18 protein-coding genes and 1 pseudogene are annotated in these 24836 nt (G+C 51.7%); 15 read left to right on the top strand and 4 right to left on the bottom strand.

Annotated features, from left to right (window positions below):
* The first annotated feature begins 44 nt into the window (after positions 1 to 44).
* The 11 genes and pseudogenes from nuoI to J3P35_RS19580 all read left to right on the top strand — a co-directional run bounded on the left by nuoI (position 45) and on the right by J3P35_RS19580 (position 12347).
* On the top strand, positions 45 to 560 hold the full coding sequence (gene nuoI / locus J3P35_RS19535; protein WP_149092325.1) for an NADH-quinone oxidoreductase subunit NuoI: 516 nt from the start codon (positions 45 to 47) through the stop codon (positions 558 to 560).
* 11 nt (positions 561 to 571) lie between these two features.
* A complete protein-coding gene (gene nuoJ, locus J3P35_RS19540) occupies positions 572 to 1099 on the top strand; it encodes an NADH-quinone oxidoreductase subunit J (RefSeq protein WP_210466433.1) in 528 nt (175 codons plus the stop codon).
* The gene (gene nuoK, locus J3P35_RS19545; RefSeq protein ID WP_207430613.1) at positions 1096 to 1404 is read left to right on the top strand and encodes an NADH-quinone oxidoreductase subunit NuoK; all 309 of its coding nucleotides are present in this window, start codon (positions 1096 to 1098) and stop codon (positions 1402 to 1404) included. The genes nuoJ and nuoK overlap by 4 nt, the downstream gene beginning before the upstream one ends.
* A 2-nt stretch (positions 1405 to 1406) precedes the next feature.
* The gene (gene nuoL, locus J3P35_RS19550; RefSeq protein WP_210466434.1) at positions 1407 to 3299 is read left to right on the top strand and encodes an NADH-quinone oxidoreductase subunit L; all 1893 of its coding nucleotides are present in this window, start codon (positions 1407 to 1409) and stop codon (positions 3297 to 3299) included.
* Positions 3296 to 4870, top strand: coding sequence for an NADH-quinone oxidoreductase subunit M (nuoM, locus tag J3P35_RS19555; protein ID WP_210466435.1), 1575 nt, complete (start codon positions 3296 to 3298; stop codon positions 4868 to 4870). The genes nuoL and nuoM overlap by 4 nt, the downstream gene beginning before the upstream one ends.
* Positions 4857 to 6308, top strand: coding sequence for an NADH-quinone oxidoreductase subunit N (locus J3P35_RS19560; RefSeq protein WP_210466436.1), 1452 nt, complete (start codon positions 4857 to 4859; stop codon positions 6306 to 6308). Before nuoM ends, J3P35_RS19560 begins: the two co-directional genes overlap by 14 nt.
* A 418-nt stretch (positions 6309 to 6726) precedes the next feature.
* Positions 6727 to 7320, top strand: coding sequence for a Crp/Fnr family transcriptional regulator (locus J3P35_RS19565; protein WP_210466437.1), 594 nt, complete (start codon positions 6727 to 6729; stop codon positions 7318 to 7320).
* A 298-nt stretch (positions 7321 to 7618) separates the two neighbouring features.
* Positions 7619 to 8089 carry a hypothetical protein gene (locus tag J3P35_RS19570; RefSeq protein WP_210466438.1) on the top strand — a complete coding sequence of 157 codons (471 nt, stop codon included), beginning with the start codon at positions 7619 to 7621 and terminating at the stop codon, positions 8087 to 8089.
* A 288-nt stretch (positions 8090 to 8377) separates the two neighbouring features.
* Positions 8378 to 9748: pseudogene (locus tag J3P35_RS22310) on the top strand (T9SS type A sorting domain-containing protein); the annotation flags it as partial.
* Between the two features lie 180 nt (positions 9749 to 9928).
* Positions 9929 to 11344: a PA14 domain-containing protein gene (locus tag J3P35_RS22030; RefSeq protein ID WP_246850366.1), complete on the top strand. Its 1416-nt coding sequence runs from the start codon at positions 9929 to 9931 to the stop codon at positions 11342 to 11344.
* Between the two features lie 214 nt (positions 11345 to 11558).
* Entirely contained in the window at positions 11559 to 12347 is a 789-nt protein-coding gene (locus tag J3P35_RS19580; RefSeq protein ID WP_246850368.1) for an SDR family oxidoreductase, read from the top strand.
* An 87-nt stretch (positions 12348 to 12434) separates the two neighbouring features.
* On the opposite strand, the gene J3P35_RS19585 is transcribed toward J3P35_RS19580, so the two are convergent.
* On the bottom strand, positions 12435 to 13328 hold the full coding sequence (locus J3P35_RS19585; RefSeq protein ID WP_246850370.1) for an ATP-grasp domain-containing protein: 894 nt from the start codon (positions 13326 to 13328) through the stop codon (positions 12435 to 12437).
* Positions 13329 to 13470: 142 nt separating this feature from the next.
* The gene (locus J3P35_RS19590; RefSeq protein ID WP_210466440.1) at positions 13471 to 14793 is read right to left on the bottom strand and encodes an amidohydrolase; all 1323 of its coding nucleotides are present in this window, start codon (positions 14791 to 14793) and stop codon (positions 13471 to 13473) included.
* 385 nt (positions 14794 to 15178) lie between these two features.
* On the opposite strand from J3P35_RS19590, the gene J3P35_RS19595 reads away from it, so the two are divergent.
* From J3P35_RS19595 to J3P35_RS19605, 3 genes are all read left to right on the top strand, one after another.
* Positions 15179 to 16126 carry a hypothetical protein gene (locus tag J3P35_RS19595; RefSeq protein ID WP_210466441.1) on the top strand — a complete coding sequence of 316 codons (948 nt, stop codon included), beginning with the start codon at positions 15179 to 15181 and terminating at the stop codon, positions 16124 to 16126.
* A gap of 106 nt (positions 16127 to 16232) precedes the next feature.
* Complete coding sequence (locus J3P35_RS19600) at positions 16233 to 16931, top strand: hypothetical protein (RefSeq protein ID WP_210466442.1); 699 nt, start codon at positions 16233 to 16235, stop codon at positions 16929 to 16931.
* Positions 16932 to 17039: 108 nt separating this feature from the next.
* Positions 17040 to 17780, top strand: a complete 741-nt coding sequence (locus tag J3P35_RS19605) for a hypothetical protein (protein WP_210466443.1) — start codon at positions 17040 to 17042, stop codon at positions 17778 to 17780.
* A 116-nt stretch (positions 17781 to 17896) separates the two neighbouring features.
* On the opposite strand, the gene J3P35_RS19610 is transcribed toward J3P35_RS19605, so the two are convergent.
* Both J3P35_RS19610 and J3P35_RS19615 read right to left on the bottom strand, forming a co-directional pair.
* Entirely contained in the window at positions 17897 to 19684 is a 1788-nt protein-coding gene (locus tag J3P35_RS19610; protein WP_210466444.1) for a thiamine pyrophosphate-requiring protein, read from the bottom strand.
* Positions 19685 to 20333: 649 nt separating this feature from the next.
* Positions 20334 to 21650, bottom strand: coding sequence for an amidohydrolase (locus tag J3P35_RS19615; protein WP_210466445.1), 1317 nt, complete (start codon positions 21648 to 21650; stop codon positions 20334 to 20336).
* A 262-nt stretch (positions 21651 to 21912) separates the two neighbouring features.
* On the opposite strand from J3P35_RS19615, the gene J3P35_RS19620 reads away from it, so the two are divergent.
* Positions 21913 to 24825: a M1 family metallopeptidase gene (locus tag J3P35_RS19620; RefSeq protein ID WP_210466446.1), complete on the top strand. Its 2913-nt coding sequence runs from the start codon at positions 21913 to 21915 to the stop codon at positions 24823 to 24825.
* The last annotated feature ends 11 nt before the right edge of the window (positions 24826 to 24836 follow it).

Here is a 24836-nt window from a genome sequence, read left to right on the forward strand (position 1 = left end):
CGTCATCGCTCTTGCTGGGCCCTGGCATAAAGAAAGGAGCTGATATGTTTAGTATTCTCAGAAGCATGGGGTTAACCTTCCTGCACGCGTTCCACAAGCGCGACACCATCCAGTACCCCGAGGAAAAAGCCAAGCTCTCTACCCGCTGGCGGGGCCGGATTGTGCTCACCCGTGACCCCGATATGGGCGAGCGCTGCGTGGGCTGCTACCTGTGCGCGGCGGCCTGTCCGGTAGACTGCATCTCGCTGCAATCCACGGAGGACGAGAACGGTCGCCGGTACCCGGACTTCTTCCGGATCAACTTCTCGCGCTGCATTTTCTGCGGGTTCTGCGAAGAGGCCTGCCCCACCTACGCCATCCAGCTCATCCCCGACTTTGAGATGGCCGAGTACAACCGCCAGAACCTGGTTTATGAGAAAGAAGACCTCCTCATTGACGGACAAGGCAAATACCCGGGCTACAACTACTACAAAGTGGCGGGCATGGCCATTGGCGGCAAGGACAAAGGCGAAGGAATCAATGAGAATCCGCCGGTGAACGTCAAAAGCCTTTTGCCCTAACCAGAACTGCCATGGAACTGACCTTTTTCATCGCTGCTGCCGTCGCTGTTCTGGCCACCATCATGGTGGTGACCCAGTACAACCTCATCCATGCGCTGCTCTACCTGGTGGTGTCGTTTCTGGCTATTTCAGTGGTGTTTTTCACATTGGGGGCTCCTTTCATGGCAGCCCTGGAGATCATCATCTACGCCGGGGCCATTGTGGTGCTCATCATCTTCGTAATCATGATGCTGAACCTTACCCAGGAAGACATCCAACACGAAAAGGAATGGCTCAAGCCCCGTATCTGGATCGGCCCAGCCGTGTTGTCCATGATTCTCCTGGTGGAGCTGGTCTACATTTTCACCGCTGATACCCCAGACACCTACCGCAGCACCCCCGTGGAGGCGAAAGCCGTGGGCATGTCTTTGTTCGGACCTTACGTGCTGGGTGTGCAGTTGAGTGGCATGCTGCTGATGGCGGGCATTGTGGGCGCCTATCATTTGGGCCGGCAGAAAAAGAAAGTAATCCACCGTTTTCTGGAAAGGACCGAGGCATGAATACGCTCCCCATGGAATACGGCCTGCTGCTGGCGGGCATCCTTTTCGTCATCGGGCTGGTGAGTCTGCTCATTAGGCGCAACATCATCTTCATGCTCATCTCGGTGGAGATCATGCTCAACGCCGCGGGGTTGGCCTTTATAGTGGCCGGTGCCCGCTGGGCCCAGGCCGATGGGCAGGTCATGTTCATCTTCATCATCACCATGGCCGCCGCCGAGGTCTCTGTAGGCCTAGCCCTGATCCTCCAGTTGTACCACAACCTGAAAACCCTTGACAGCGACGCAGCCAACCTCATGCACGGATAGCTATGGAAAATCTACTCTGGGTCATTCCCGCTTTGCCTTTTGCCGGTGCCCTTCTGCTAATCCTGCTGGGCGGCAGGTTATCTAATACGGCAGCGTCTATTATTGGCGTGGGCAGCGTGGGTCTATCAGCTGTGCTTATTTTGCTCCTAGGCTTTCAGTTTTTATCCGATGCTCCGGCCGGAGGCGTGTACCGGCAGGAAGTCTGGCAATGGTTTAACGTGGCTGGCTTTAACCCATCTATTGCCTTTCACCTGGATGCGTTGTCTTTGATGTTCATCTTCGTGATTACGTTCGTGGGTTTCCTCATTCACCTGTACTCCACGGCCTACATGGCCGGGGACGAGGGCTTCACCCGCTTCTTTGCGTACATGAACCTGTTTGTGGGTTCCATGCTGGTGCTGGTGCTCGCCGATAACCTCTTGCTCCTGTACCTGGGCTGGGAAGGCGTGGGTTTGTGCAGTTACCTTTTGATCGGGTTTTGGTATAAAGAGCCCCAAAACGGGTACGCCGCCCGCAAAGCGTTCATCATCACCCGCGTGGGCGACACGGCCATGGCCATTGGGCTATTCATGCTCTTCCGGTATTTCGGGACGCTCCACATCCAGGCCATCTCCTCGGAGGCCGCGCAAGCTTGGTCCGTAGGCGCACAGCCGGCCGTAATTATTGCCTTCCTGTTGCTGGGCGGGGCTGTGGGGAAATCGGGGCAACTGCCGCTGCAGACCTGGCTCCCTGATGCCATGGCCGGTCCTACCCCGGTGAGTGCCTTGATCCACGCGGCCACTATGGTGACGGCGGGCGTCTACCTTATCGCCCGGATGCACGTCTTGTTTGAACTGGCGCCGCTAGCCCAGTTTACGGTGGCGGTGATTGGGGCGGTGACGCTGCTGCTGGCAGGCTTCTCGGCCTTAACCCAATCGGACCTGAAGCGGGTGTTAGCGTACTCCACCATCAGTCAGATCGGGTATATGTTTCTAGCCTTGGGCGTAGGGGCCTGGAGCGCGGGCATCTTCCATTTCATGATCCATGCGTTCTTCAAGGCGCTGCTCTTCCTCGCGGCCGGGGCCATCATCATCTCGCTGCACCACGAGCAGAACATGTTCAAGATGGGCGGCCTGAAAGAGAAGATGCCCGCCGTGTTCTGGACCTTCCTAATCGGGGCAGCTTCACTGGCGGCCCTGCCTTTGGTGACGGCGGGTTTCTACAGCAAAGACCAGATTTTGTGGCTGGCGCTGGCGGGCGAAAGAGGCAATATCTGGCTGTACGTGGCCGGGCTCGCCGGGGCGTTCATCACTGCCATCTACACCTTCCGGATGGTCTTCATCACCTTCTTCGGCGAGTCTAAAACACACCTGGAGCATCCCCCGGGTAAGCTCATCGTTTTGCCGCTGGTGGTGCTGGCGGTACTTTCCACCGTGGCGGGCTTTATTGAGTTGCCGCACAACTTCGGGCACGTGGTACTGTTCTCTTCCTTTTTGAGCCCGGTTTTGCCAAATCTGGCCGTAAACGAGAGCATGGCGCCCTCTGAGTGGATGTTCCAGGCCATTGCGGCGGCGTTCTCTCTGGCCGGGGTTTTCATCGCCTACCTGGTGTATCTCCGGAGACCCGCCCTGCACGAGGCCATCAGAAACTCGGCCCCGGCCATGGCATTGCACCGGTTCTGGTACGCGGGTTGGGGATTTGACCGGTTGTATGACAAGCTCTTCGTGCAGCCTTTCGTGTACATGGCCACCCTCAACAAGAACGATTTCATTGACTCTTTCTATAATCTCCTGGTTCACATCGCGCGGATATTCAACCGGGGGCTGGCCCACACGCAGAGCGGCATCCTGCGCTGGTACATGATGGGCGTGGTAGTGGGGGCCCTTGTGATCATCACTATAAGTCTACTCCCATGATACTGGCCTGGCTTCTTGTTCTTTTGTTTGTGGGCGGCGTGCTGGCCTGGGTCAGCGACCGCGTCCATGCGCAGCTGCCCCGCTGGGTGGCTTTGTCCGTGACGCTGGCTTGTCTGCTCATCACGCTGTTCCTCTGGCTCGAAACCCCGGCCCCGGCTAACTCCTCTGGTACCTGGCTGCTGCGCTATGAGGTGCCCTGGATTCCGCAGTGGGGCGTTTCCTTTTCCCTGGCGCTGGACGGGCTGAGTCTGCTCATGCTGGCTTTGACGTTCTTCATCGGGCTCGTTTCCGTGCTGATTTCCTGGAAAGAGATCAAAAACAGAGTAGGCTTCTTTCATTTCAACATCCTGTGGGTTTTGGCGGGCATTACGGGCGTGTTCCTTACCATGGACCTGTTCCTGTTTTACTTTTTCTGGGAGGTGATGCTCATTCCTATGTACTTCCTCATTGGCATCTGGGGGCACGAGAACCGGACTTACGCGGCCTACAAGTTCTTCATCTTTACCCAGGCCAGCGGGCTGCTCATGCTCTTGTCCATTTTGGGCTTGTACTTTGTGCACGGCGCCGCCACAGGCAGCTACTCTTTCAACTATTTTGACCTCTTGGGCACCGATTTCACCCCGAGGGTAGGTAAATGGCTAATGGCGGGTTTCCTGGCGGCGTTCCTGGTGAAACTGCCCGTGGTACCGTTCCACTCCTGGCTTCCCGATGCCCACTCCCAGGCCCCTACCGCCGGCAGCGTGATTCTGGCCGGCCTGCTGCTGAAAACCGGGGCTTACGGCTTGCTGCGTTTCGTGGTACCGCTGTTCCCCGAGGCGGCGCAGGTTTTCGCTCCCTGGGCGATGTTCCTGGGCGTGCTGGGCATTCTGTACGGCGCCATCCTGGCCTTCGCGCAAACCGATCTGAAACGCCTCATCGCCTACACCAGCGTGAGCCACATGGGCTTTGTGGTGCTGGGCGTTTTCGCGTTCAACCAGTGGGCGTACCAGGGCGTGGTGATGCAGATGATTACCCACGGCCTCAGCACCGGAGCCTTGTTCATCCTGGCGGGCTTTCTGTACGAGCGGCTCCACACCCGCGACATCCGGCAGATGGGCGGTTTCTGGGCTACTATACCAAAAATGGGCGTCATTGCCCTAGTATTTGTGATGGCTTCTTTGGGACTGCCCGGCTTGGGAAATTTCATTGCCGAGTTCCTGACGCTGGTGGGCAGTTGGCAAGCTAGTCCGGCCTTTACCATCTTCGCCACCATTGGGCTGGTGGCAGCCACCGTGTATTCCCTCAGGATCATGCAGAAGGTATTTCTGGGCCAGCACGTGGCCACCCACCGGATGCAGGATCTTTCTCCCCGTGAGTTAGTGATTGCCCTGCCGCTGGTGGTGCTGATTCTCTGGCTCGGGCTTAACCCGCAGCCGGTCCTGGATTTGGCGCAGGGTTCCCTGGAAGAACAGCTAGAGGCGTATCACCATCCTGCGGTGAAAACTACCTCGCCAGACCAGGTCACCCTCACTGCCGCATACCCACAAGATTCAGTTCAAACCCTGAAAGGAGGCTCCCATGCGCTTAAATGATGTCCATTACCTCATGCCTCTGCTCATTCTGGTGGCCGGGGCCATTGTAACCATGCTGGCGGTGGCCGTGAAGCGGAATCACCAGGTGGTGTTCGGGCTTACGTTGCTGGCCCACCTGGCGGCTTTGTTCACCCTGCTGCCCCTGCGCGGATTTTCCTACCAGATTCCGCCTTTTTTGATTGTGGATGGCTGGGGCGTGTTCACCATGGGCCTCATTCTGATGACCTCCCTGTTTGTGACGCTAGTCTCGTACGCCTATTTTGAGCAGCGGGAAGAGCGCAAAGAGGAGTACTACATCCTTTTGCTACTGGCCACCCTGGGTACCTGCGTATTGGTCATCAGTCAACATTTCATGGCGCTTTTCCTGGGGTTGGAAGTCCTCAGCGTGTCATTATACGCCCTGATCTCTTACCTGCGCCTGCGCGAGATGTCTGACGAGGCGGGCATCAAGTACCTCATTCTGGCAGCGATGTCCTCGGCGTTCATGCTGTTTGGGATGGCGCTCATGTACGCGGTCACCGGCACCATGTCCTTCACCGAAATCGCCGTTTACCTGCGGTCGGTGCAGGACATCCCACTTTTGTTCCTAACCGGCTTTGGGCTGGTTGTGGTGGGCGTTGGCTTTAAGCTGGGCGTGGTGCCTTTCCATATGTGGGCCCCCGATGTGTACGAAGGCGCTCCGGCTCCCGTCACGGCCTACATTGCCACGGCTTCCAAGGGTGGCATGATGGGTCTGCTCATCCGGTTTATCTCCGAGACCAACGGTTACCAATATCCCAGCCTGGTGCTCATTTTCACCTGCATCGCCGTGGCTTCCATGGTGGCGGGCAACCTGCTGGCGCTTCGGCAGAAAAACATCAAGCGGCTGCTCGCCTACTCTTCCATCGCGCACCTGGGCTACCTGCTCATTGCGTTTCTGGCCGGAAACCAACTGGGTGTGGAGGCCGTGAGTTTTTACCTGGTGGCCTATTTCATCACCACGTTGGGTTCCTTCGGGGTGGTGGCGCTCCTGTCTGACAACGTGCGCGACGCCGACCAACTGGAGGATTATCGGGGTTTGTTCTGGCGGCGCCCGGCCACGGCGGCCATCTTCACGGCCATGCTGCTGTCCCTGGCCGGGATTCCGCTCACGGCGGGTTTTGTGGGCAAATTCTACCTGCTGGCCTCGGGCGTGAGTACCCAGCAGTGGCTGCTGGTAGCCATGCTGGTCTTGAACAGCGTGATTGGTCTGTACTACTACATCAAAGTTATTGCGGTGATGTTCGCCCAGCCCGAGAAGAAACCCGAGCTCCGCAAGGTCCTGCACCCGGCTATCTCCTTCGCCAGTGGTGCCACCATGGCAGTGCTGGCGTTGCTCCTGGTCTGGATCGGGGTTTTTCCTTCCACATTGGTGCAGATTATCCGCGGGCTGCTGGTGACCTTTACCGCTTTAAAGTAGCGGCACATTTTCTGATCAGCAAACTTCTATAGGCCTAAGGAGGCAGGCCGATCCTGGTCCTATCGCTTTGGGGATATTTTCCTAATTAGGCTAATGAAAATTCCCCTTTCGCACCAGAAGCTGGCAAGTTGGTTTCTGTCCCGTCATGACAGAGATTCACATAGGAAACTATCTAAAATCAGATTCAAGTTGCAAAGAGCTGTACTTCCGCTAAGCTAAAGCTTATTGCTGAATATCATTTTACCTGCACTTGCTAGATTGCCCTTAATCTTTCCTAATAAAATACTAAACAATAAGTATTTAATATTATTTAGTATAAAACTAACTTACTGGTAATTAAACACTAAGGTATCTTTTATTTCAAAATCCTTAAGGTAATACTTCCCTAATTATTTCTGGTCTTATTTCCCTAAAGGGCATGCATAAAAGTATTATTAGGTTCCTAGAGAGAATTACTCCCATAAGCCAAAAATTAGAAAAGGCTTTACATGACTGTCTGCGGGGACCCTATCTCCTGAAAAAGGGAACCGTATTACTTAGAGAGGGTGAAGTAAGCAACACTGCTTACTTTATTGTACAAGGCATGGCCCGTATGTACTACCTGGTTAACAATAAGGATGTAACCAGCAGATTTTTGCCTGAAAATTCAATTGCTGTTCCTTACTATAGCTTCTTTACCCAACAACCGTCTTATGAGGCCATGGACATCATAGAGACTTCACAGGTACTCTCCATTAGCCGACCGGATTTAGAGAATCTATATGAACATTATCCGGAATTGCATATTGTCCTGCACCAACAATTGGCCAAAGCTTTAATCCAGAGTGATGAGCGAGGAATGATGATTAGGAAAATGGCGGCAAAGGACAGATATGAGGCGTTACTGACAAAGTTTCCCAACATATTCTTAAGGGCCTCGGTTGAACAAATAGCTTCTTTTTTAGGCATTCGCCGAGAAACCTTAACCCGTATCCGCTCAAGCCAAAGATGTGATATATATCACATAAATTAAAAATTCACACCTACCGTCTCAAAGCACTCGTACGAATTAATTAACTTATCTATTATCTAATAAATAAGAGACGCTATATCTGCGCATAGTATAAAATACAATATAAAAACCTAACATTTTTCCATACACCATAATTTTTAATTAAAACAACAAGCAAGGCAGTTACTAATTCTCAAATAACACAGCCATTATAAAGCAGCTACAACAACTTATTCCTTATTAATACACCCTTCTTAACAACATGATTGATGATTTTTATAAACTTATAATTAAACCTAATTAACTTAAAAAAATCACAATGATGAATAAAAAAAGAAACCTAACCAAAACTCTTCTCTACACCTCAATTCTTTTCTTATTCTGCATAATCTTCACACCCAGCGACCAAGCTTTCAGTTACCAGAAGCCAAACTTGATTTTCAGTGAACCAAGCTGGATTTTTCACTCAGAAGAAAAAGGGGTTAAAATATATTATCAAATTAATTCTTGTAACAACAGAAGTGTTGTCTTTTTTAAATTCAACAACACTAACAAAGAAAAAGTCAGAATATCATGGAAAGAAACTTTCCAGACAACACAAGTTCCAGAAGAAAAGGACGGCTTTCTAGGAAAAAAAGAACTTGATTTACCTCCAGGAGAGACATATCCACTTAGTTGCGACCAAATAAAAGTAAAAGAATGTGTTACATTCCCAGACCAGGCATTACCTACCTACAAAGCAGAAATAACCAAAGTAAACTTAAGAAATATTAACGTCACCCCTCTTTAACAAACCATTAAATCCACTCACCTAATAATCATTAATCCTCCATTATTTAAATAAATATTATGTTTTACTTTAAAACCATAAAACACCATGAAACATTTTACTCAATTTTGTATAAGATATTGGCTATTTAGCCTCTTTTTACTACTCACTTCAACTCCCATCTTCGTTAACGCCCAATCTCCTGCACCAGACAGTAAAGGAAAAAATTTCTGGCTTACGTTTCCAAGTAACGCTGGAGGGTCAAGCACCCTTACACTTTTCATTACAGGAGATGTTCCAACTACAGGTATGGTAACCATACCCGGGTTGGGTTTTTCAAATAATTTCTCGGTTACCCCAGGTACAATCACCTCAGTAGTGGTACCTACTGAGGCCCAATTGAGGCAATCAAATCAAGTAGAGAATAAAGGCATTCATATTACTTCTCAACAAGAAGTGACGGTTTATGGATTAAATAGACAACCATTTACCACAGATGCCTTCTTAGCTCTGCCAACGGATATTTTAGGCACAGAATACATAAACCTGGGTTACAAGAATGTTGATGTACTAAATGCGACTCAACTGGCTATTGTTGGTACAGTAAACGGCACTAGCGTTGAAATTACCCCTTCCGTTACTACAGATGGCCATACCGCTGGCGTACCTTTCACAATCACCTTAAATCAGGGACAAACATATTACCTGGTAAATACCGGATCGTCACCAAACGATTTAAGCGGAACCCTAATTACATCATCCCAGCCAGTAGGCGTTTTTGGGGGACACGGCTGCGCAAACATACCAGCAGGAAATGTGGCCTGTGACTATATTGTTGAGCAATTGCCACCTACGTCAGCATGGGGAAAACAATTTGTTACAGTTCCACTTGCTACCCGCAAGAATGGAGACACATTCAGAATTCTGGCATCTGCCAACAATACACGGGTACAGGTAAACGGCTCTTTGGTTGCCACTTTAAACAAAGGGCAATTTCATGAAAGGATTATCAATGGTTCTGCCCAAATAACTGCAAATGAACCAATCTTAGTTGCTCAGTATTCTAACTCCAGTTCTTTTGACAATGTAACCTCAGACCCTTTCATGATGCTCATACCACCTTATGAGCAATTTCTAGGGAGCTACACGGTTGCTACCCCTTCTGCTGGATTTGCATCCAATTTCATTAACATAGTAGCTCCAACTTCCGCTATCGGCTCTATCACACACAATGGCACTGTTATCCCGGCTTCCAGTTTTACTGCAATAGGAAGCAGTGGCTTTTCAGGAGCCCAATTACCCGTTAGCTTAGGCACACATAACTTATCCGGAGGAGGGTCACCTTTTGGTGCCTTTGTTTATGGTTTTGACAATTTTGACTCTTATGGTTATCCTGGCGGGCAATCGCTGGCGCCAGTGGCTACGGTTAGGACCATTACCATAAACATACAGGGTGGCTCTACCGCCAGGGTAGGGACAGAGCATTGTATGACAGCTACTGCAACCGACCAAAATGGAGAGCCTGTTGCTGGGGTCAGAGTGGATTTTGCCATAACCGGCGCTAATTCACAAACCGGTTTTGCCACAACAAATGCAAGTGGGCAGGCCTTGTTCTGTTACACCGGCAATAAGGCTGGTACAGATAACATTGTGGCTTCATCTGGTACTGTCACCGCCAATGCGAGCATAACATGGGTAGATAAAAAGACCCAGACCATCAACTTTGGCCCTATAGCTAACAAAAAGGTAAACGATGCACCTTTTACTATAAGTGCGACTGCAAGCTCCGGGCTGCCTATCACATTTGTGATACTCAGTGGCCCAGCCACCATTAGCGGCAATACAATAACATTGACCGGCATGGAAGGGGAAGTAGTGGTTGAGGCCAGACAAGCGGGTAACGATGAATATGCCGCCGCCACTCCTGTCATTCAAAGATTTATGGTAACTGGGGATGGAAATCCAGTCACCTGCGAAAATACAGGCGGCATCACATACGAGATGTGGGCGAATGTACCATCTAAGTTAGTGGAGATACACCAACTTCCGGCCAACACAACCCCTTCAAGTACGAGTAACCTAGGCTCCTTCTCGGTACCTGCCAACGTGGGCGACAACTACTTCGCCCGGGTACGGGGTTACCTGTGCGTGCCGGTGAGCGGCAACTACCGCTTCCACCTCTCCGCCGACGACCGGGCCGCCCTCTGGCTCAGCACAAACGAGGACCCGGCCAACAAGGTGAAGATCGCCTTCCAGCAGCGCGCCTCTAAGCCCGGTGAATATAACGCCTTCCCTACTCAGCAATCAGAACTCATTCATCTGGAGGCCGGGCAGCGCTACTACATTGAGGCGGTGATGCGCGAGTTCCGCTTTAAAGACCACATGACTGTGGCCTGGACCCGGCCAGATGGTGTGATGGAAACTATCCCCGGCTCAAGCCTTATCCCTTACACCGGCGCTCCAGTGGTTTGCAATGGGACTGGCAACATTACCTATGAGATGTGGGCGAATGTTCCCTCCAAGTTGGTGGAGGTGCACCAGCTACCTGCTTCTACAGATCCCACCAGCACCAGTAATCTGAGCTCCTTCTCCGTTCCGGCCAACGTGGGCGATAACTACTTCGCCCGGGTACGGGGCTACCTGTGCGTGCCGGTGAGCGGCAATTACCGGTTCCACCTCTCCGCCGACGACCGGGCCGCCCTCTGGCTCAGCACGAACGAGGACCCGGCCAATAAAGTGAAGATCGCCTTCCAGCAGCGGGCCACCAACCCCGGAATCTACAATATGTTCCCCACTCAGGAGTCGGGCATGATTCACCTGCAGGCTGGTCAGCGCTACTACATTGAGGCGGTGATGCGCGAGTTCCGCTCCAATGACCATATGACCGTGGCCTGGACACGGCCTGATGGCACCATGGAGACCATCCCCGGCTCAAGGCTCATCCCGTATACAACCTCTACCTCCACAATGGCCAGCATGACTGCTGAGTCAGGCCAGGTAAGGGCAAACTTCAACTCTGATTCGTTCACAGCCAGCCCTAACCCCTTCACAGATAGGGTAACCATTGGTTTCTCTGTTGCGAGGGATGGAGATGCAAGAGTGGAGATCTACAATTTGCATGGTCAATTGGTGAGAACCCTGCACCAGGGCAAGGCAGAGGCAGGTAAGTCGTACAGCTATGAATTTGAAAGCGGCAGCCACGCCAACGGAATCTACATCTGCCGGATTACAGTAGCTGGCAAGACAACCGTTAAGAGGCTGCTCTTAGATAGGTAACTTATCTGGTTCATAAAAAAAGAGGCTTCCCTTTAGAAGCCTCTTTTTTTATGAACCAGATTTAGCTAAAAAGCTTAAATGGACAATAGTGAACCTTCTTTTTTTACGCCTATTTTCCAGGAAATGGATCTGAAACACCTTTCGTCTTAACCCCATAAGGCTACGGGTTTTCCGTTCTGGCAAATTCTGCGTACACTTACCTTCCTATCCATTTATGAACGAAAAGTACATGCAGAATAACCGTTGGAGTTTAGAGGGCCGCCGGGCCCTGGTTACCGGAGGCACCAAGGGCATAGGCGCCGCCATCGCCGAGGAGTTGCTTTCCTTCGGGGCCGAGGTACTCATTGTGGCCCGCAAGGAACTGGAGGTAAACCAGGCAGTAACCGATTGGCGCGCCCGGGGTCTGAAAGCCTCTGGTATGGTGGCCGATGTAAGCCAACCCGCCGACCGCCACAACCTGCTGCAACTGGTGGAGAACACCTGGGGCACGCTGGACATCCTGGTGAACAACGTGGGCACCAACATCCGGAAGAAAATAGGCGACTACACACCCGAAGAATACAGCTACTTACTCAACACGAATCTTACCTCGGCGTTTGAACTATGCAGATTGGCGCATCCGTTTCTGAAAGCCTCCCCACAGGGCAACGTGGTAAACGTGTCTTCAGTGGCGGGACTGGGACACGTGCGCACCGGGGCCATCTACGGCATGACCAAAGCCGCGCTGGTGCAGCTCTCCAAGAACCTGGCGGGCGAGTGGGCTCCGGACGGCATCCGGGTGAACTGCGTGGCACCGTGGTACATCAGAACGCCGCTGGCGGATCAGGTGCTGCAGAATCAGGAGTACCTGGAAAGTGTGTTGAGCCGCACCCCTACCCGCACCATCGGAAACCCCGAGGATGTGGCCTCGGCGGTGGCTTTCCTGTGCATGCCCGCTGCCGCGTACATCACCGGTCAGTGCATTGCCGTGGACGGCGGCATGAGCATCAACCTGTTTGGTTAACCGCCGCAAAGTCTATATAAACAGAAACTCCTCCCCGGTCAGTGCCAGGGAGGAGTTTCTGTTTTAAGCCCGATTTTCTGAAATGGACTAAGAAACCGAGGAAGGCACCTCTTCCATCATCTGGACCAGGGCGTGGTAATAGTTCTCCAGCGAGTCTGGATGGGTGTGCAGGTACAGGAACGGCTCAATCAGCTCCAGTTCCATCAGTTGCAGCTCCTCGCCTACCACCACACCGTCTACGCGCGCGTACAGGCATCCCTCGGCGAACTGGTCTACCATGGTCTGGGCCTGCGCCAACAAATGCGCCGGGGCTTCCTGCGGATGGATGGTCCCCCCGAAGAAATGTTGCACTCTGAAATCGCCGTCCTTGGCGGATTTGAGCAGGCAATGGCTGTACTGACCGTTGAAGAACAGGAACGACCACTCGCCTTCTTCCTGGATCTGCGGCATGAACGGCTGCGCCAGGTAATCCTCGGCTCTGAGCAATTCCTCTAGCTTGGGCTTTACTTCTTCCACCTCATCCTGAGACACAATGAACGTGTTCTTCGCGCCGCCGCTCACGCAGGGCTTGATGATAAGCTTATCAGTCTGGAATTGGCTGAAGTACTGGTCTAAAGATACATCGGTTCCTCTTTTTAGCAGGGCGGTGGGCACGATGGGCAGGCCGGCTTTCTCCACCTCCAGCAGGTAGTGCTTGTCGGCGTTCCAGCGGATGGTAGAGATAGGGTTCAGCGTGCGGATGCCCAGGGCTTCCATGCGGTCCAGCCAGGCGCAGAACTCCGGGAATTTATCGAAGTAGTCCCACGGCGATTTAAACACCGCCAGGTCATATTGTTCCCAGTTCACAGCCGGGTCGTGCCAGTCTTCCAGGGTGATGTCAATGCCTTTGGAGGTGAGGTAATCCATCAGGACGCCGTCTTCGCTGCCGCTCAAGGAGCCATAGCTGTGGATGGCTTCGTAGGTCACTAATGCTAGTTTCAAAGTTGTTTTGGGTATGGAGGTTGATGTGTAAAAATTCTCTGTGGAGGTAGAACCTACCCCTATCTCTCATGGGAGGGGCAGGGGCGGGTTATCACGCATTTTCGTTTTAAGGCTGTTTTCCCTAAAGTGGCTTCAAAACAACTTATTTCAACGGATTGTTCAGGTAATCCACGGCTAGGTTGGCCAAGGCTCGCACACCAAGTTTCAGGCCGCTTTCCTCGATGTAAAAATCAGGGGTATGGTGCGCGGGAGCTTTGGCGGGGTCTGCGCCTTTGGGCATACCGCCCAGGAACAGGTAGAGTCCCGGCACTTTCTGCTGGAAATAGGCAAAGTCTTCGGCAATGGTCACGGGTTTGGTGAGTTTCACCTGGCTGGTGCCCGCCACGCGCTGCAACGAGGGTAGCATGTGTGCAGTGAGCGCCTCGTGGTTGTAGGTCACCGGCGTCATCTCCTGGATAGAAACTTCGGCGGTAGCGCCCGCGCCGGTGGCAATGCTAGTGGCGGTTTTCTTTAAACGCTCATGGATCTGCTGCTGCATGGGCACGTCCAGCGCCCGGATGGTCCCGATCATCTCCACCTGGCTGGGAACGATGTTGGCGCGAACGCCGCCGTTGATGGCGCCCACCGTCACGATGGCCGCGGCGTTGGTCACGTCTACTTGACGGCTCACGATGGTTTGCAGCGCCGTCACGATATACGCCGAGGTCACCACCGGGTCCACGCCCATCCAGGGTGTTCCGCCGTGCGACTGCTGCCCTTTCACGGTAATCTTGAAGTTATCGGAGCTCGCCATCATGCCCTGCGGCCGGTAGGTAATGGCACCCACCTCCACGTCTGACCTAATATGCAGCCCGAACATGGCCTCCACTTTGGGGCTTTCCAGCACACCTTCCTGCACCATCAACTTCGCGCCGCCCACCTGACCGGGAGCCGAGCCTTCTTCAGCAGGCTGGAAGATGAATTTGATGGTGCCCTTGATATCCTTTTTCATGCCGCTGAGCACCTCGGCCGCCCCCATGAGCATGGCCACGTGCGCATCATGGCCGCAGGCATGCATCACGCCCACTTGCTGTCCTTCAAACGTGGTTTTCACCTTTGACGCAAAAGGCAGGTTATGCGTGTTGTTCTCCACCACGGGCAAGGCATCCATATCGGCACGCAAAGCCACAACGGGTCCGGGCTGACCACCTCTTAAAATGGCTACTACGCCGGTTCTGGCCACGCCGGTTTTCACTTCCAGTCCAAGGGCCTTCAGGTGCTTCGCGATTTTCTCGGCGGTCTTCACCTCAAAATTGCCCAACTCGGGATTCTGGTGCAACTCCCGCCGCCACTGGATGATTTTGGGTTCAACCTTATTCGCGAGTTGGTCGATCTGAGCTTGTGCCCCGGCGGTTTGTGCACTACTGATGAGCGACAAACCCAGAAAAGAAGTGAGAAAGAAGAAAAACGATTTATGGGAAAGCATTAGGTCTCTTTTGTTTAGCGGCCGATTCTGTGAAACCAGCTTGAAAACACAAAAGTACGCCGCCCAATCGGGAAAAGGAATTTTAAGGGCGGAAGGCCTAAAGGGTTGAGGAATAAAGAATGTAGTAAGGGTATATTTCTAAAGAGCCATCTCGTTCTTTCTTCCTAAACCTTCATCAAAACTTTATGTTTATTACCCAAATATAAATTATTACAGCAATGTCTCCCATTGAATTCTTTGGAAATCTTTCCTTTATCTTTACACCACTAGCATAAAGCCATTTTTAGCAGCAATCGACTTAAGTCTTTATTCCGCAAATTATTCTTATACCTAGAATTATCTATCCCAATAATTTATCGAATAGAAACTATTAGCCATTTCTTTAATGAAAAAACTTCTACTCCTATCTATTTTCATTCTAGTACAATTCCTTGCCTTAGCCCAAAAAGAACAGCCTGAAATATCCTTTGTTGCTTATTGGGAGAAAGGCGATGTCTACAAGTTTAAGGTGACCAAACTAAAGCAACAATGGAAGAATGGCACCTTGGCCCAAAACGACTCGTCTCAATACGTTGTCAATTTTGAAGTCATAGACTCTACAGAAAGTTCTTACCTAATTAAGTGGAGTTATAAGAACAATGTTGCTAGTACCTATGACATCCCGGAAGCTTTGCAGGAGAAGTTCGCGAAATATGATTTAACAGAAATCATTTATAAAACCACAGAAACCGGCCAGTTTGTGGAAGTTGAGAACTGGCAACAAGTGGCTGACATGATGAAAAGCATGTTTACAGACATGATAGAGGTAAAAGCAGCAGACAACTCTATTTCAAAGGCCGATCTGGAGAAAAGGCTGCAACCTATGATTACCGCATTCAATTCAAAAGAGGCAGTGGAACAGTTTGTCCTCAATGAATTGCAGTACTTACACTTCCCTTTTGGGGCAATGTTTCCTACCTCAAAAACAGTTGAATACGATGATGAGCTTCCTAATATGTTTGGTGGGAATCCTATAAAGGCTAAAGGAAAACTATCTATTGAGAGCTTTGACTCAGAGGAAAGCCGTTGTGTTCTTGTACAGCAACTAAAGCTCAACCCCAAGGATACCAAAGAAATTGTGACTCTTGTGCTCAACAAGATGGGGCTAAAGGAAAAAGAGGTGAAAGCGGCCATGAAAACCGCTAAGTTCGATATTACGGACCTCAACAAATATGAATACTTCTATTACCCAGGAGTACCCATCAAAATTGAAACGAAGCGAGAAACCTTGCTAACCTTTGACAAGGAAAGTGGAAAACGCATTGATAAGGTAATGATTGAATTGGTTGACTAAAAAAGCCAACTAGCCCCCACTTAACCTAGGCAACTGTTTGTATGGAACCAAAACTTAAACAGTAGTTTGCCTTAACGCATAGCTTTTTGGCTTATAACATTCTTACATGAAAATCAACATTCATAATCTCCTTCTCTGCACGTTACTTTTTGCTCTTATAATTTCATTTAAATCTTTGGGACAAACTGTAAAGACAGATCATCTTCAAGAATTGAACAGCGTAGGATATTTCAAACCAGTTTCCATCTTGCGTATTATTGAAAAGCAGAACAAAGGAATAATCAATGCTTCATTATCACAGGAGTCAGTAAGGCTACTTGACTCCATACTTGTCTCTAAAAAACAAGCTTATAATTTGGGGGATCTACTCTTACCAACAGACTCCATGGTACTTGCAAAGCTTAATGATGAAATCAGCCAACTGGCTTTCCAATCTAACTTACAGCGAAAGTCCCATGGCTTAAAGATCTCCTCTACTATAGACTCTGTGATGGAAGCAAGCTGCCAACGATATGCTTTGGCTATTGTGGCGGCTGGGTTCAGCAGATCAAGGAAGAATTATAGCAGAAAGGAAGCACTTCACGGAGCCTTGAGGATATCAATGTTAACACAGAATTACGGTATGAAAGCACCTGATAAAGCTACTTCCACCATCCATACCTTAATTTTTGATGCGAAGGAAAACACAGTAGTTATTTACAGGAAGAACCATATTGCAGATAGAGAACCATTGGATAGAATCGTCCTTTCTAATCAGATCAATAACAGTTTAATCAATGTGTTTATAAACAAAGAGGTGGACTAGCCGCAACATCATTGTTTAGAGCAAGTCCATTGTGTAAAAAGGCGTCATTCTGTTAGGTTCTCTCTTACAAAGTCTAGCAAGAAAAATAAACAACTAGCATTTTATTTTATGACAATTATAAGAGTGCTGCTCTTTGCCATGGCCATTCTAAGTTTCCAACAGATCAATGCCCAAAAGTTCAATAAGAACATAGACAAAGACTCTCTGCTACAGGTAATTTCAAAAGATTTACCTCCTGGAAAAAAGAAAGAACTCTTAAAGATGTACAAAAAGGGAAACCAAGAGAGCAAAGAGTTCTTGCTTTTCATGTTTTCCATGCCCAGAAGTAGCAAGGCTGAATTAATAAGCAACCTTCAAAAGAACCATGACAACATTCTTAAACTAAGAAAGGAATTCTCAGGACTGGTGCCTGATAGCTTGATTGTCTATATTGAATTCAACCCCAAAAATGTAATTGTAAGCACCGAAGAAAGCATAGATCTGAGGATTTACAAAAAACAAACATCGGGTAGGACCAAGTTAGTCGCCGAAAAGTGGAACTTAGCTGACAGATCAAAAGACTTAACAGAAACATTGGGGATCCTAGGCTGGGACAGTACTACACTTACAAAGGTTAAGACGCTCCTAAGTAACGCCAACTGTGTCTCCCTAGAAAATGGGGAACAAACAGTGATCGGTTTTGCCAGGAGCGGAATGGGAAAGTACTTCTATAGAATCTTCCAATCTAACTTAAAGGAGGAGTCCATACCTGAATACAACAACGGATGCACTTACCTATTTTACAAAGACAATATTGTTTTGGAATATGGCGGAGGAGCTATCGGACCTCAGTGCTTCCCAGATGAGTAAAAATCTAATAGACTACTTTACAGTTCCTTTCCAGTAGATAGAGCAAACCTACTTCTTCAACGTTTGCAGGAATTGTTAAGGGCCTGTTTCCCAAAAACAAGCCCTTAACGAACCTGCTATTCTTCCTTATCTTTCGCCCCTTCCACGGCTCCTTTAAAAGGTTCCTCTAGGCGCTGCTCGGCGGCGGTGTCTCCTTTCTCAATAGCCTCCGCGATGTTCTCCGCGAAGTTGGCGGCCACCTGCGGGGTGATGGGCATGATCTCAGAATCAGTAAGCGCGTCAATGACCACGGGGCGGTCTGCGTTTAAGGCGGTTTCCCAGGCGGCGTCTATCTGGTCTGGTCGTTCAATCCGGATACCTATTAACCCGATGCTCTCGGCGTAGGCGGCGTAATTGAAATCAGGCAATACTTGGGAATCATCGAACTTGGGGTTGCCCTCGTTCATGCGCTGTTCCCAGGTCACGAAATTGAGGTCGCGGTTATTGAGTACCAGCACAATCAGGCGCGGATCAGCCCATTGACGGTAGTATTTCTGGATGGTCAACAGTTCCTCGGTACTGCCCATCTGCATGGCACCATCGCCTACCAGGGCAAAAGCCACCCGATCTGGGAAGGCGAATTTGGCCGCCAAAGCGTAGGGTAAAGCGCAGCCCATGGTCGCCAGCGTACCAGAAACGGAGAACTTCATGCCCTCCCTTATTTTGAGGTATTGCGCCGTCCAACTGGAGGAGGAACCCGAATCCGCAGCCAGGATGACTTTATCTGGCAGGCGTGGTGACAGCTTTTGGAACACCAGGCGCGGGTTCACGGGCTTGGCCGGGTGGCTGGCTTCCTGGGCTAATTGTTCTTCCCATTTCCGGATGTTCTGTTCAATGGTCTGGCGCCAAGATCGGTCTTCTTTCTTTTGCAGGAGCGGCAGGAGCGCGCGCAGGGTCTCGGCACTGTCCCCGATGAGCGGCACTTCCATGGGGTAACGGATGCTGAGCATGCGGCCATCCAGGTCAATCTGCACCCCGCGGGCCTGGCCTTCCTGGGGCAGGAACTCGGCGTACGGGAAGCTTGACCCGACCATGAGCAGGGTGTCGCAGTGGGCCATCATCTGGTGGCTGGCCTCCGTCCCGAAAAACCCGATGGCGCCGGTCACAAACGGCAGATCATCGGGCAGGGCGGCTTTGCCGAGGTACGCTTTGGCCACCCCGGCACCTAAAACTTCGGCCACTTGGGTTACTTCCGGGGCAGCATCTTTGGCTCCGGCCCCAATCAGGATGGCTACTCTTTTGCCTGCATTCAGCACCTCGGCGGCTTTCTGCAAGTCCTCGTCGCGGGGCAGCACGCGCGGCGGCAGATACCCGATGCCCGAGTGCACGGTGCCATGCTTATGCTCCGGTTCTTGGTACTCCAGTTCCTGCAGATCGCTGGGGAGGATGACGCAGGTAACGGTGCGCTGGTCTTTGGCAATGCGGAAGGCTCGGTCAATAAGATGCCGCACCTGGCTGGGCTCCATGGCCACTTGCACAAACTCGCTGGCCACATCCTTGAACAGAGTCAACAAATCTACTTCCTGTTGGCTGTGCCCGCCTAACGCGGTACGGGCTTTCTGTCCCACCAAGGCCACCACTGGCTGATGGTCCAGTTTGGCATCGTACAATCCGTTAAGCAAATGGATCGCGCCCGGACCCGAAGTAGCCAGACAAACGCCCACTTCGCCGGTGAACTTGGCGTGCGCGCAGGCCATGAGCGAGGCCACTTCCTCGTGCCGTACCTGGATGAACTTCACCTTGTCTTCGGCGCGGTCCAAAGCGCCCATGACGCCGTTGATGCCATCGCCGGGATACCCGAAGATGCGGTCTACGCCCCATTGATGGAGACGTTCTACTATGAAATCACTGACCTGCTGTGGCATACGCTGCTGTTTTAAGGCTTCTTCTGCGAAAAGAGGCTCTAAACAGGTACGACCTAAGGTGCAGTTGGTTCAGGAACAGCCGCTTTTAGGAACAGAGAAGGCTTGCTGTAAAAGGCAGTTCTTAAACGCAGATTCTCCCCTTGAGGGGAGATAAAGAGGGGTGTTTACAAAGGAGAGCACGCATTCCAGAGTTAATCACAAAGGTGACTTCTCTTTTGGGCAGCAATGAATAATCATCAATGCGTGGACCGGCAGGTGTAAACACCCCTCTCCGCTCCCCTCAAGGGGAGAATCCTTGCTTAGAAACAACCAAAGGTGTAATTGACTAAGGCATGTTTTGTAAGGAATCTATCAAACTTACTTGATACCTTAAAAACAGAAAAACCCCGTTTCAAGGCTGCTTTTTGAAAAACAGCTTCAAAACGGGGCACTAGTTATGTAGGTTTCTGAGGTTCTTTTTCGTCCCCCTTTGGGGGTAGGGGGATGACAAAGCATTATCAAGATGGCGAAAGCTTTGGAATTGGAGCTAGGGCAACCACAAGGGATTGCCCCTACCAATACTCAAGAATGCAATGCTCTGCATGAGTAGTCATCCCCCTCCCCCCTTCAAAGGGGGACGAAATGCGTGCTGAATAGATACAGAAGTTCCTTACTTCTTCAATGGGTTGTTCAGGTAATCAACGGCCAGATACGCCAGGGTGCGGACACCTAATTTCAGGCCGCTTTCGTCAATCATGAAGTCTGGGGTGTGGTGGGCTGGGATCTTGGTAGGGTCCTGGCCTTTGGTCATGCCGCCCACGAAGACGAATACGCCCGGTACTTTCTGCTGGTAGTAGGCGAAGTCCTCGGCGCCGGTCACGGCTTTGGTGAGCACCACATTTTGCTGGCCGGCCACGGTGTGTAACACGGGCAGCATGTGCGCTGTGAGGGCTTCGTGGTTATAGGTGATGGGCGTGTTCTTCACGATCTCCACCGTGGCGGTGGCACCGGCGCTGGCGGCAATCATTTCGGCGGTGCGGCGTAGTTTCTCGTGGAGTTGGTCCTGCATTTTGGGGTCCAGGGCCCGGATGGTACCGATCATTTCCACCTCCTCGGGGATGATGTTGGTTCTTACCCCGCCGTGGATGGCGCCTACCGTAATCACGGCGGCCTCGTTGGTGAGTTCCATCTGTCGGCTCACAATGGTCTGGATGCCGTTGATGATCTGCGCCGATACCACAATGGGATCCACACTCATCCAAGGGTAGGCGCCGTGTGCCTGGCGGCCTTTCACCTTGATCTTGAAGTTATCGGAGCTGGCCATGGTGCCCTGCGGACGGTATTTGAGGGTGCCCACCTCCGTGGCGGAGTTGATATGCAGTCCGAAGATGGCATCTACCTTGGGGTTCTCCAAAGCACCCTGGGCCACCATCACATCCGCGCCGCCTTCCTCGCCGGCAGGAGCACCTTCCTCAGCGGGTTGGAAGATGAATTTTACGGTGCCTTTGATATCTTTTTTGTTTTGGGCCAGGATCTCGGCGGCGCCCATGAGCATGGCTACGTGCGTGTCGTGGCCGCAGGCGTGCATCACGCCCACTTCCTGGTTGTTGAAGGTGGTGCGCACTTTAGAGGCGAAAGGCAGGCTGTTGCGCTCGGTCACCGGCAGGGCATCCATATCGGCGCGGAGGGCCACCACGGGACCGGGCTGTCCGCCTTTCAAGATACCGATGACGCCGGTTTTGGCCACTCCGGTTTTCACTTCCAGCCCCAGGCTCTTGAGGTGTTTGGCGATTTTCTCGGCGGTTTTCACCTCGCGGTTGCTGAGCTCGGGGTTCTGGTGGAAATCGCGGCGCCACTGGATGACTTTGGGCTCCAGTTTATTCGCGAGTTGGTCAATCTGGGCGTGCAGGTTAGGGGTTTGGGCGTGCGTTACCTGGGTAAGCGCCACTAGCGACAATGCCGCGGCCCATTTTTGGTAAAGGTTCATGTTTGGTAGAGGTAAATTCAAGAGTAAGAGCGGAATGGGTAAAGGGTGAAACCGAGGCTTAAAAAGAAGCTTTCGTTTCAGACTTGTTTTCAGAAAAGAAGCCTATAAACATCTAAAATAAGTGGTTACGCTGGCAAAACATAATCTACGGGGCAAGTTTGCAGAAGCTTTCCGGCAGAAGTCCGGCGTTATTCCGGGAAAATCGTACTTTTCAGCTAAATCCTTGATTCTGTCCATGCGCCTTCGGCTTATTCTCCCCTTTTTGCTTTTATTTCCGATTTTCACCTTCGCTCAGAAGAAATACTGGCAGCAGGAGGTGCACTATACCATAGACGTGACGCTGGATGATGAACGGCACACGCTCACCGCCACCGAGCAGATTGAGTACGAGAACCACTCACCAGAGACGCTCACGTTTCTGTACTTCCACCTGTGGCCCAATGCTTACCAGGACCGAAGCACCGCTTTTGCGAAGCAGCAACTCTTGAATGATGAGGACGAATTCTACTTTTCTAAAAAGGAAGGACGCGGGGCTATTTCAGGGCTGGATTTTAAAATAAATGGCCAAAACGTAAAGTGGGAACTGGATGCCCAAAACCCGGACATCGCGAAGATTACCTTGAACCAGCCGCTGGTGCCGGGCGAGCGCATTACCATCAGCACGCCGTTCCAGGTGAAGCTGCCGGAATCTTTTTCCAGATTGGGACACGTAGGGCAGTCTTACCAGATTTCGCAGTGGTACCCAAAACCGGCGGTGTTTGACCAGAAAGGCTGGCACCCGATGCCGTACCTGGACCAGGGCGAGTTCTATTCGGAGTTCGGGTCGTTTGATGTGCGCATCACGCTGCCGGCCAACTACACGGTGGGTGCCACCGGCGAACTGCAGAACCCCGCTGAGCGCGCCCGCATGGATAGCCTGGCCCAACTTACTGGTAACCGAAAGTCGTTTGACAATACCGACCTGGATTTCCCGGTCTCTTCAGGCAAAACCAAAACCCTGCGCTACAAACAAGACCGCATCCATGATTTCGCGTGGTTCGCCGATAAACGCTTCAACGTGCTCAAAAGTCAGGTCACGCTGCCTTACTCCAAACGCGCCGTGACCACCTGGCTGCTGTTCACGAACCGGGAGGCCGAGCAATGGGTTGAAAGGGCGCACGAGATCAACGATGCCGTGTACTCCTATTCCCTGTGGCTGGGCGATTACCCTTACTCCCAAGTTACCGCGGTAGACGCAGCTTTGAGCGCCGGCGAAGGCATGGAATACCCCATGGTAACGGTGACGGAGCCGGAGGCCATTATCCACGAGGTGGGTCATAACTGGTTTTACGGCATCCTGGGCAGCAACGAGCGCGCGCATCCTTGGCTGGACGAGGGCATCAATTCTTACTACGAGTTCCGGACAAAGGCGCGACGCAACCCGTATGCGGGCATGGTCTCCAGCGAGGTGAACCAGAATGCCTTCGGGAAGTTTTTCGGGGTGGATGATCTGCCCCCGGCCGCCATTGACAACCCAGCCTATTTATCCTCGGCCAGCCGCGGCTTGGACCAACCGGTGACCGCCCCGGCGACTCAGTTCAGGATGCTCAACTACGGCACTGTCGTTTACCTCAAAACAGCGCAGCTGTTCCAGTACCTGGAGAAGTACTTGGGCACCGCCCACTTTGACAGCGCCATGCACACCTATTACCGCCAATGGCAGTTCAAGCATCCCTACCCCGAGGACCTGCAAGCCGTGCTGGAGAGATCCACGGGCGAAAAGCTGGATTGGTTTTTCAGGGACCTTCTGCCTTCCACCGCCATCCCGGATGCGCACCTCCAAACCGTTACCTCTTCCGGTGGATCTACCCAGGCAACCGTGCGGCACACCGGCAAACTAGCTTTACCCATACAAGTAACCGCGCTGGACGCTAGGGGAAAAACGCTGGAATCGCATTGGACTAAGCCGGGCGAAAAAGAACAGACTGTCACCTTCACAAATTCAGGTATTGACCGCGTTGTGTTAGATCCTGAGTATATATTCCCGGAGCTGGACCGCCGCGATAACCAGTACCGTTTAGGCCGTCTTTTTACGAAAAGTGAGCCGATACGATTTCAGCCTTTTCTCAGCGCAGACCGGATAGACCAGAAACAAATCTTCGTGGCTCCATCGCTGGGGTATAACACTCTTGATGGTTTCCAACTGGGGGCTGCCTTTTACAACTCGTTTCTTACGGAACATAAACTCAATTACGTGATCATGCCGATGTACGGGTTGGGGAGCAATCGTCTGACTGGCCTGGCCGATGTCAAGTTCAGGATTCCGGCGCAAGGCTTTCTGCGGAAGTTGGAACTGGGTGTGCTGGGCCAGCGGTTTGCTAACTTCCACAGCATCGCGCCTAGTTTAACGTTTTACAACCGATTGCACGGCCCCAGCACATTCCGCCAGCAGCTTTCCCTGAGCTGGCATTTTGTGAAGGATGACTTGTTTCCCGATTTCCAGGCACCCCGAGTAGCCTATCAACTCTCTACCAAAAATGCGGTGAGCGGTACCCAAGTAAACCTGGATGCCACCCTATTCCAATACCAAGCTATTTCCACTTCGCCTATTTCCTTAACAGACGAGGGGCGCACGACTTTCCGGCCGCTTAGGCTCAGGCTTTCTCTGGATAACTGGCACAAGTACCGGCCCGATAAAGAAATCAGGCTACGGGCTTTTGCGGGGTTCATAACCAACAACGACCAATTGAACAGCCCGTTCTACTTGGGTCTGGCCGGCAGCCCCGATTTCCTGAAGCAGACGCCGTTCTTTAACCGCACCGAGATGCCCACCACCTCATCGGGCGGCCCCGCGGCCATCCGGCAGACCGATCGGCAGGACGGTGGTTTCCGCAACGGGGTGCCCGTAGTGAGCCAGGAATGGCTGGCCGCCCTCAACCTCACCGCCGATTTACCGGTGACGCCCTTCGCCATGTACCTGGACCTGGGCCGCGTGCAGGAGCAGGATAAACTGTTCTATGGCACGGGTCTGCAGCTTTCCTTTTTCCGGAACGCACTCCAGATTTACTTTCCGGTGGCGGGCAGCAACTACACCTCAGACCTCCCCAGAAACTTCAAAGAATTTAGAAACAGCATCAGGTACTCGTTGAATCTGCAAAGACTTAACCCCTTCCGATTGCTGGACGAACTGCAGTAGTAAATGAGTGA

Source organism: Rufibacter roseolus (assembly GCF_017916365.1).
Lineage (GTDB): Bacteria > Bacteroidota > Bacteroidia > Cytophagales > Hymenobacteraceae > Nibribacter > Nibribacter roseolus.

Bases quoted from the DNA above. Each gene is read 5' to 3' on its own strand.
- J3P35_RS19610 (WP_210466444.1), bottom strand. From the start codon at position 19,684: ATGCCACAGCAGGTCAGTGATTTCATAGTAGAACGTCTCCATCAATGG.
- nuoM (WP_210466435.1), top strand. From the start codon at position 3,296: ATGATACTGGCCTGGCTTCTTGTTCTTTTGTTTGTGGGCGGCGTGCTG.
- nuoI (WP_149092325.1), top strand. From the start codon at position 45: ATGTTTAGTATTCTCAGAAGCATGGGGTTAACCTTCCTGCACGCGTTC.
- nuoL (WP_210466434.1), top strand. From the start codon at position 1,407: ATGGAAAATCTACTCTGGGTCATTCCCGCTTTGCCTTTTGCCGGTGCC.
- J3P35_RS19600 (WP_210466442.1), top strand. From the start codon at position 16,233: ATGAAAATCAACATTCATAATCTCCTTCTCTGCACGTTACTTTTTGCT.
- J3P35_RS19615 (WP_210466445.1), bottom strand. From the start codon at position 21,650: ATGAACCTTTACCAAAAATGGGCCGCGGCATTGTCGCTAGTGGCGCTT.
- J3P35_RS22030 (WP_246850366.1), top strand. From the start codon at position 9,929: ATGGAAGGGGAAGTAGTGGTTGAGGCCAGACAAGCGGGTAACGATGAA.
- J3P35_RS19570 (WP_210466438.1), top strand. From the start codon at position 7,619: ATGATGAATAAAAAAAGAAACCTAACCAAAACTCTTCTCTACACCTCA.
- J3P35_RS19560 (WP_210466436.1), top strand. From the start codon at position 4,857: ATGCGCTTAAATGATGTCCATTACCTCATGCCTCTGCTCATTCTGGTG.
- nuoK (WP_207430613.1), top strand. From the start codon at position 1,096: ATGAATACGCTCCCCATGGAATACGGCCTGCTGCTGGCGGGCATCCTT.
- J3P35_RS19565 (WP_210466437.1), top strand. From the start codon at position 6,727: ATGCATAAAAGTATTATTAGGTTCCTAGAGAGAATTACTCCCATAAGC.
- J3P35_RS19580 (WP_246850368.1), top strand. From the start codon at position 11,559: ATGAACGAAAAGTACATGCAGAATAACCGTTGGAGTTTAGAGGGCCGC.
- J3P35_RS19605 (WP_210466443.1), top strand. From the start codon at position 17,040: ATGACAATTATAAGAGTGCTGCTCTTTGCCATGGCCATTCTAAGTTTC.
- nuoJ (WP_210466433.1), top strand. From the start codon at position 572: ATGGAACTGACCTTTTTCATCGCTGCTGCCGTCGCTGTTCTGGCCACC.
- J3P35_RS19590 (WP_210466440.1), bottom strand. From the start codon at position 14,793: ATGCTTTCCCATAAATCGTTTTTCTTCTTTCTCACTTCTTTTCTGGGT.
- J3P35_RS19595 (WP_210466441.1), top strand. From the start codon at position 15,179: ATGAAAAAACTTCTACTCCTATCTATTTTCATTCTAGTACAATTCCTT.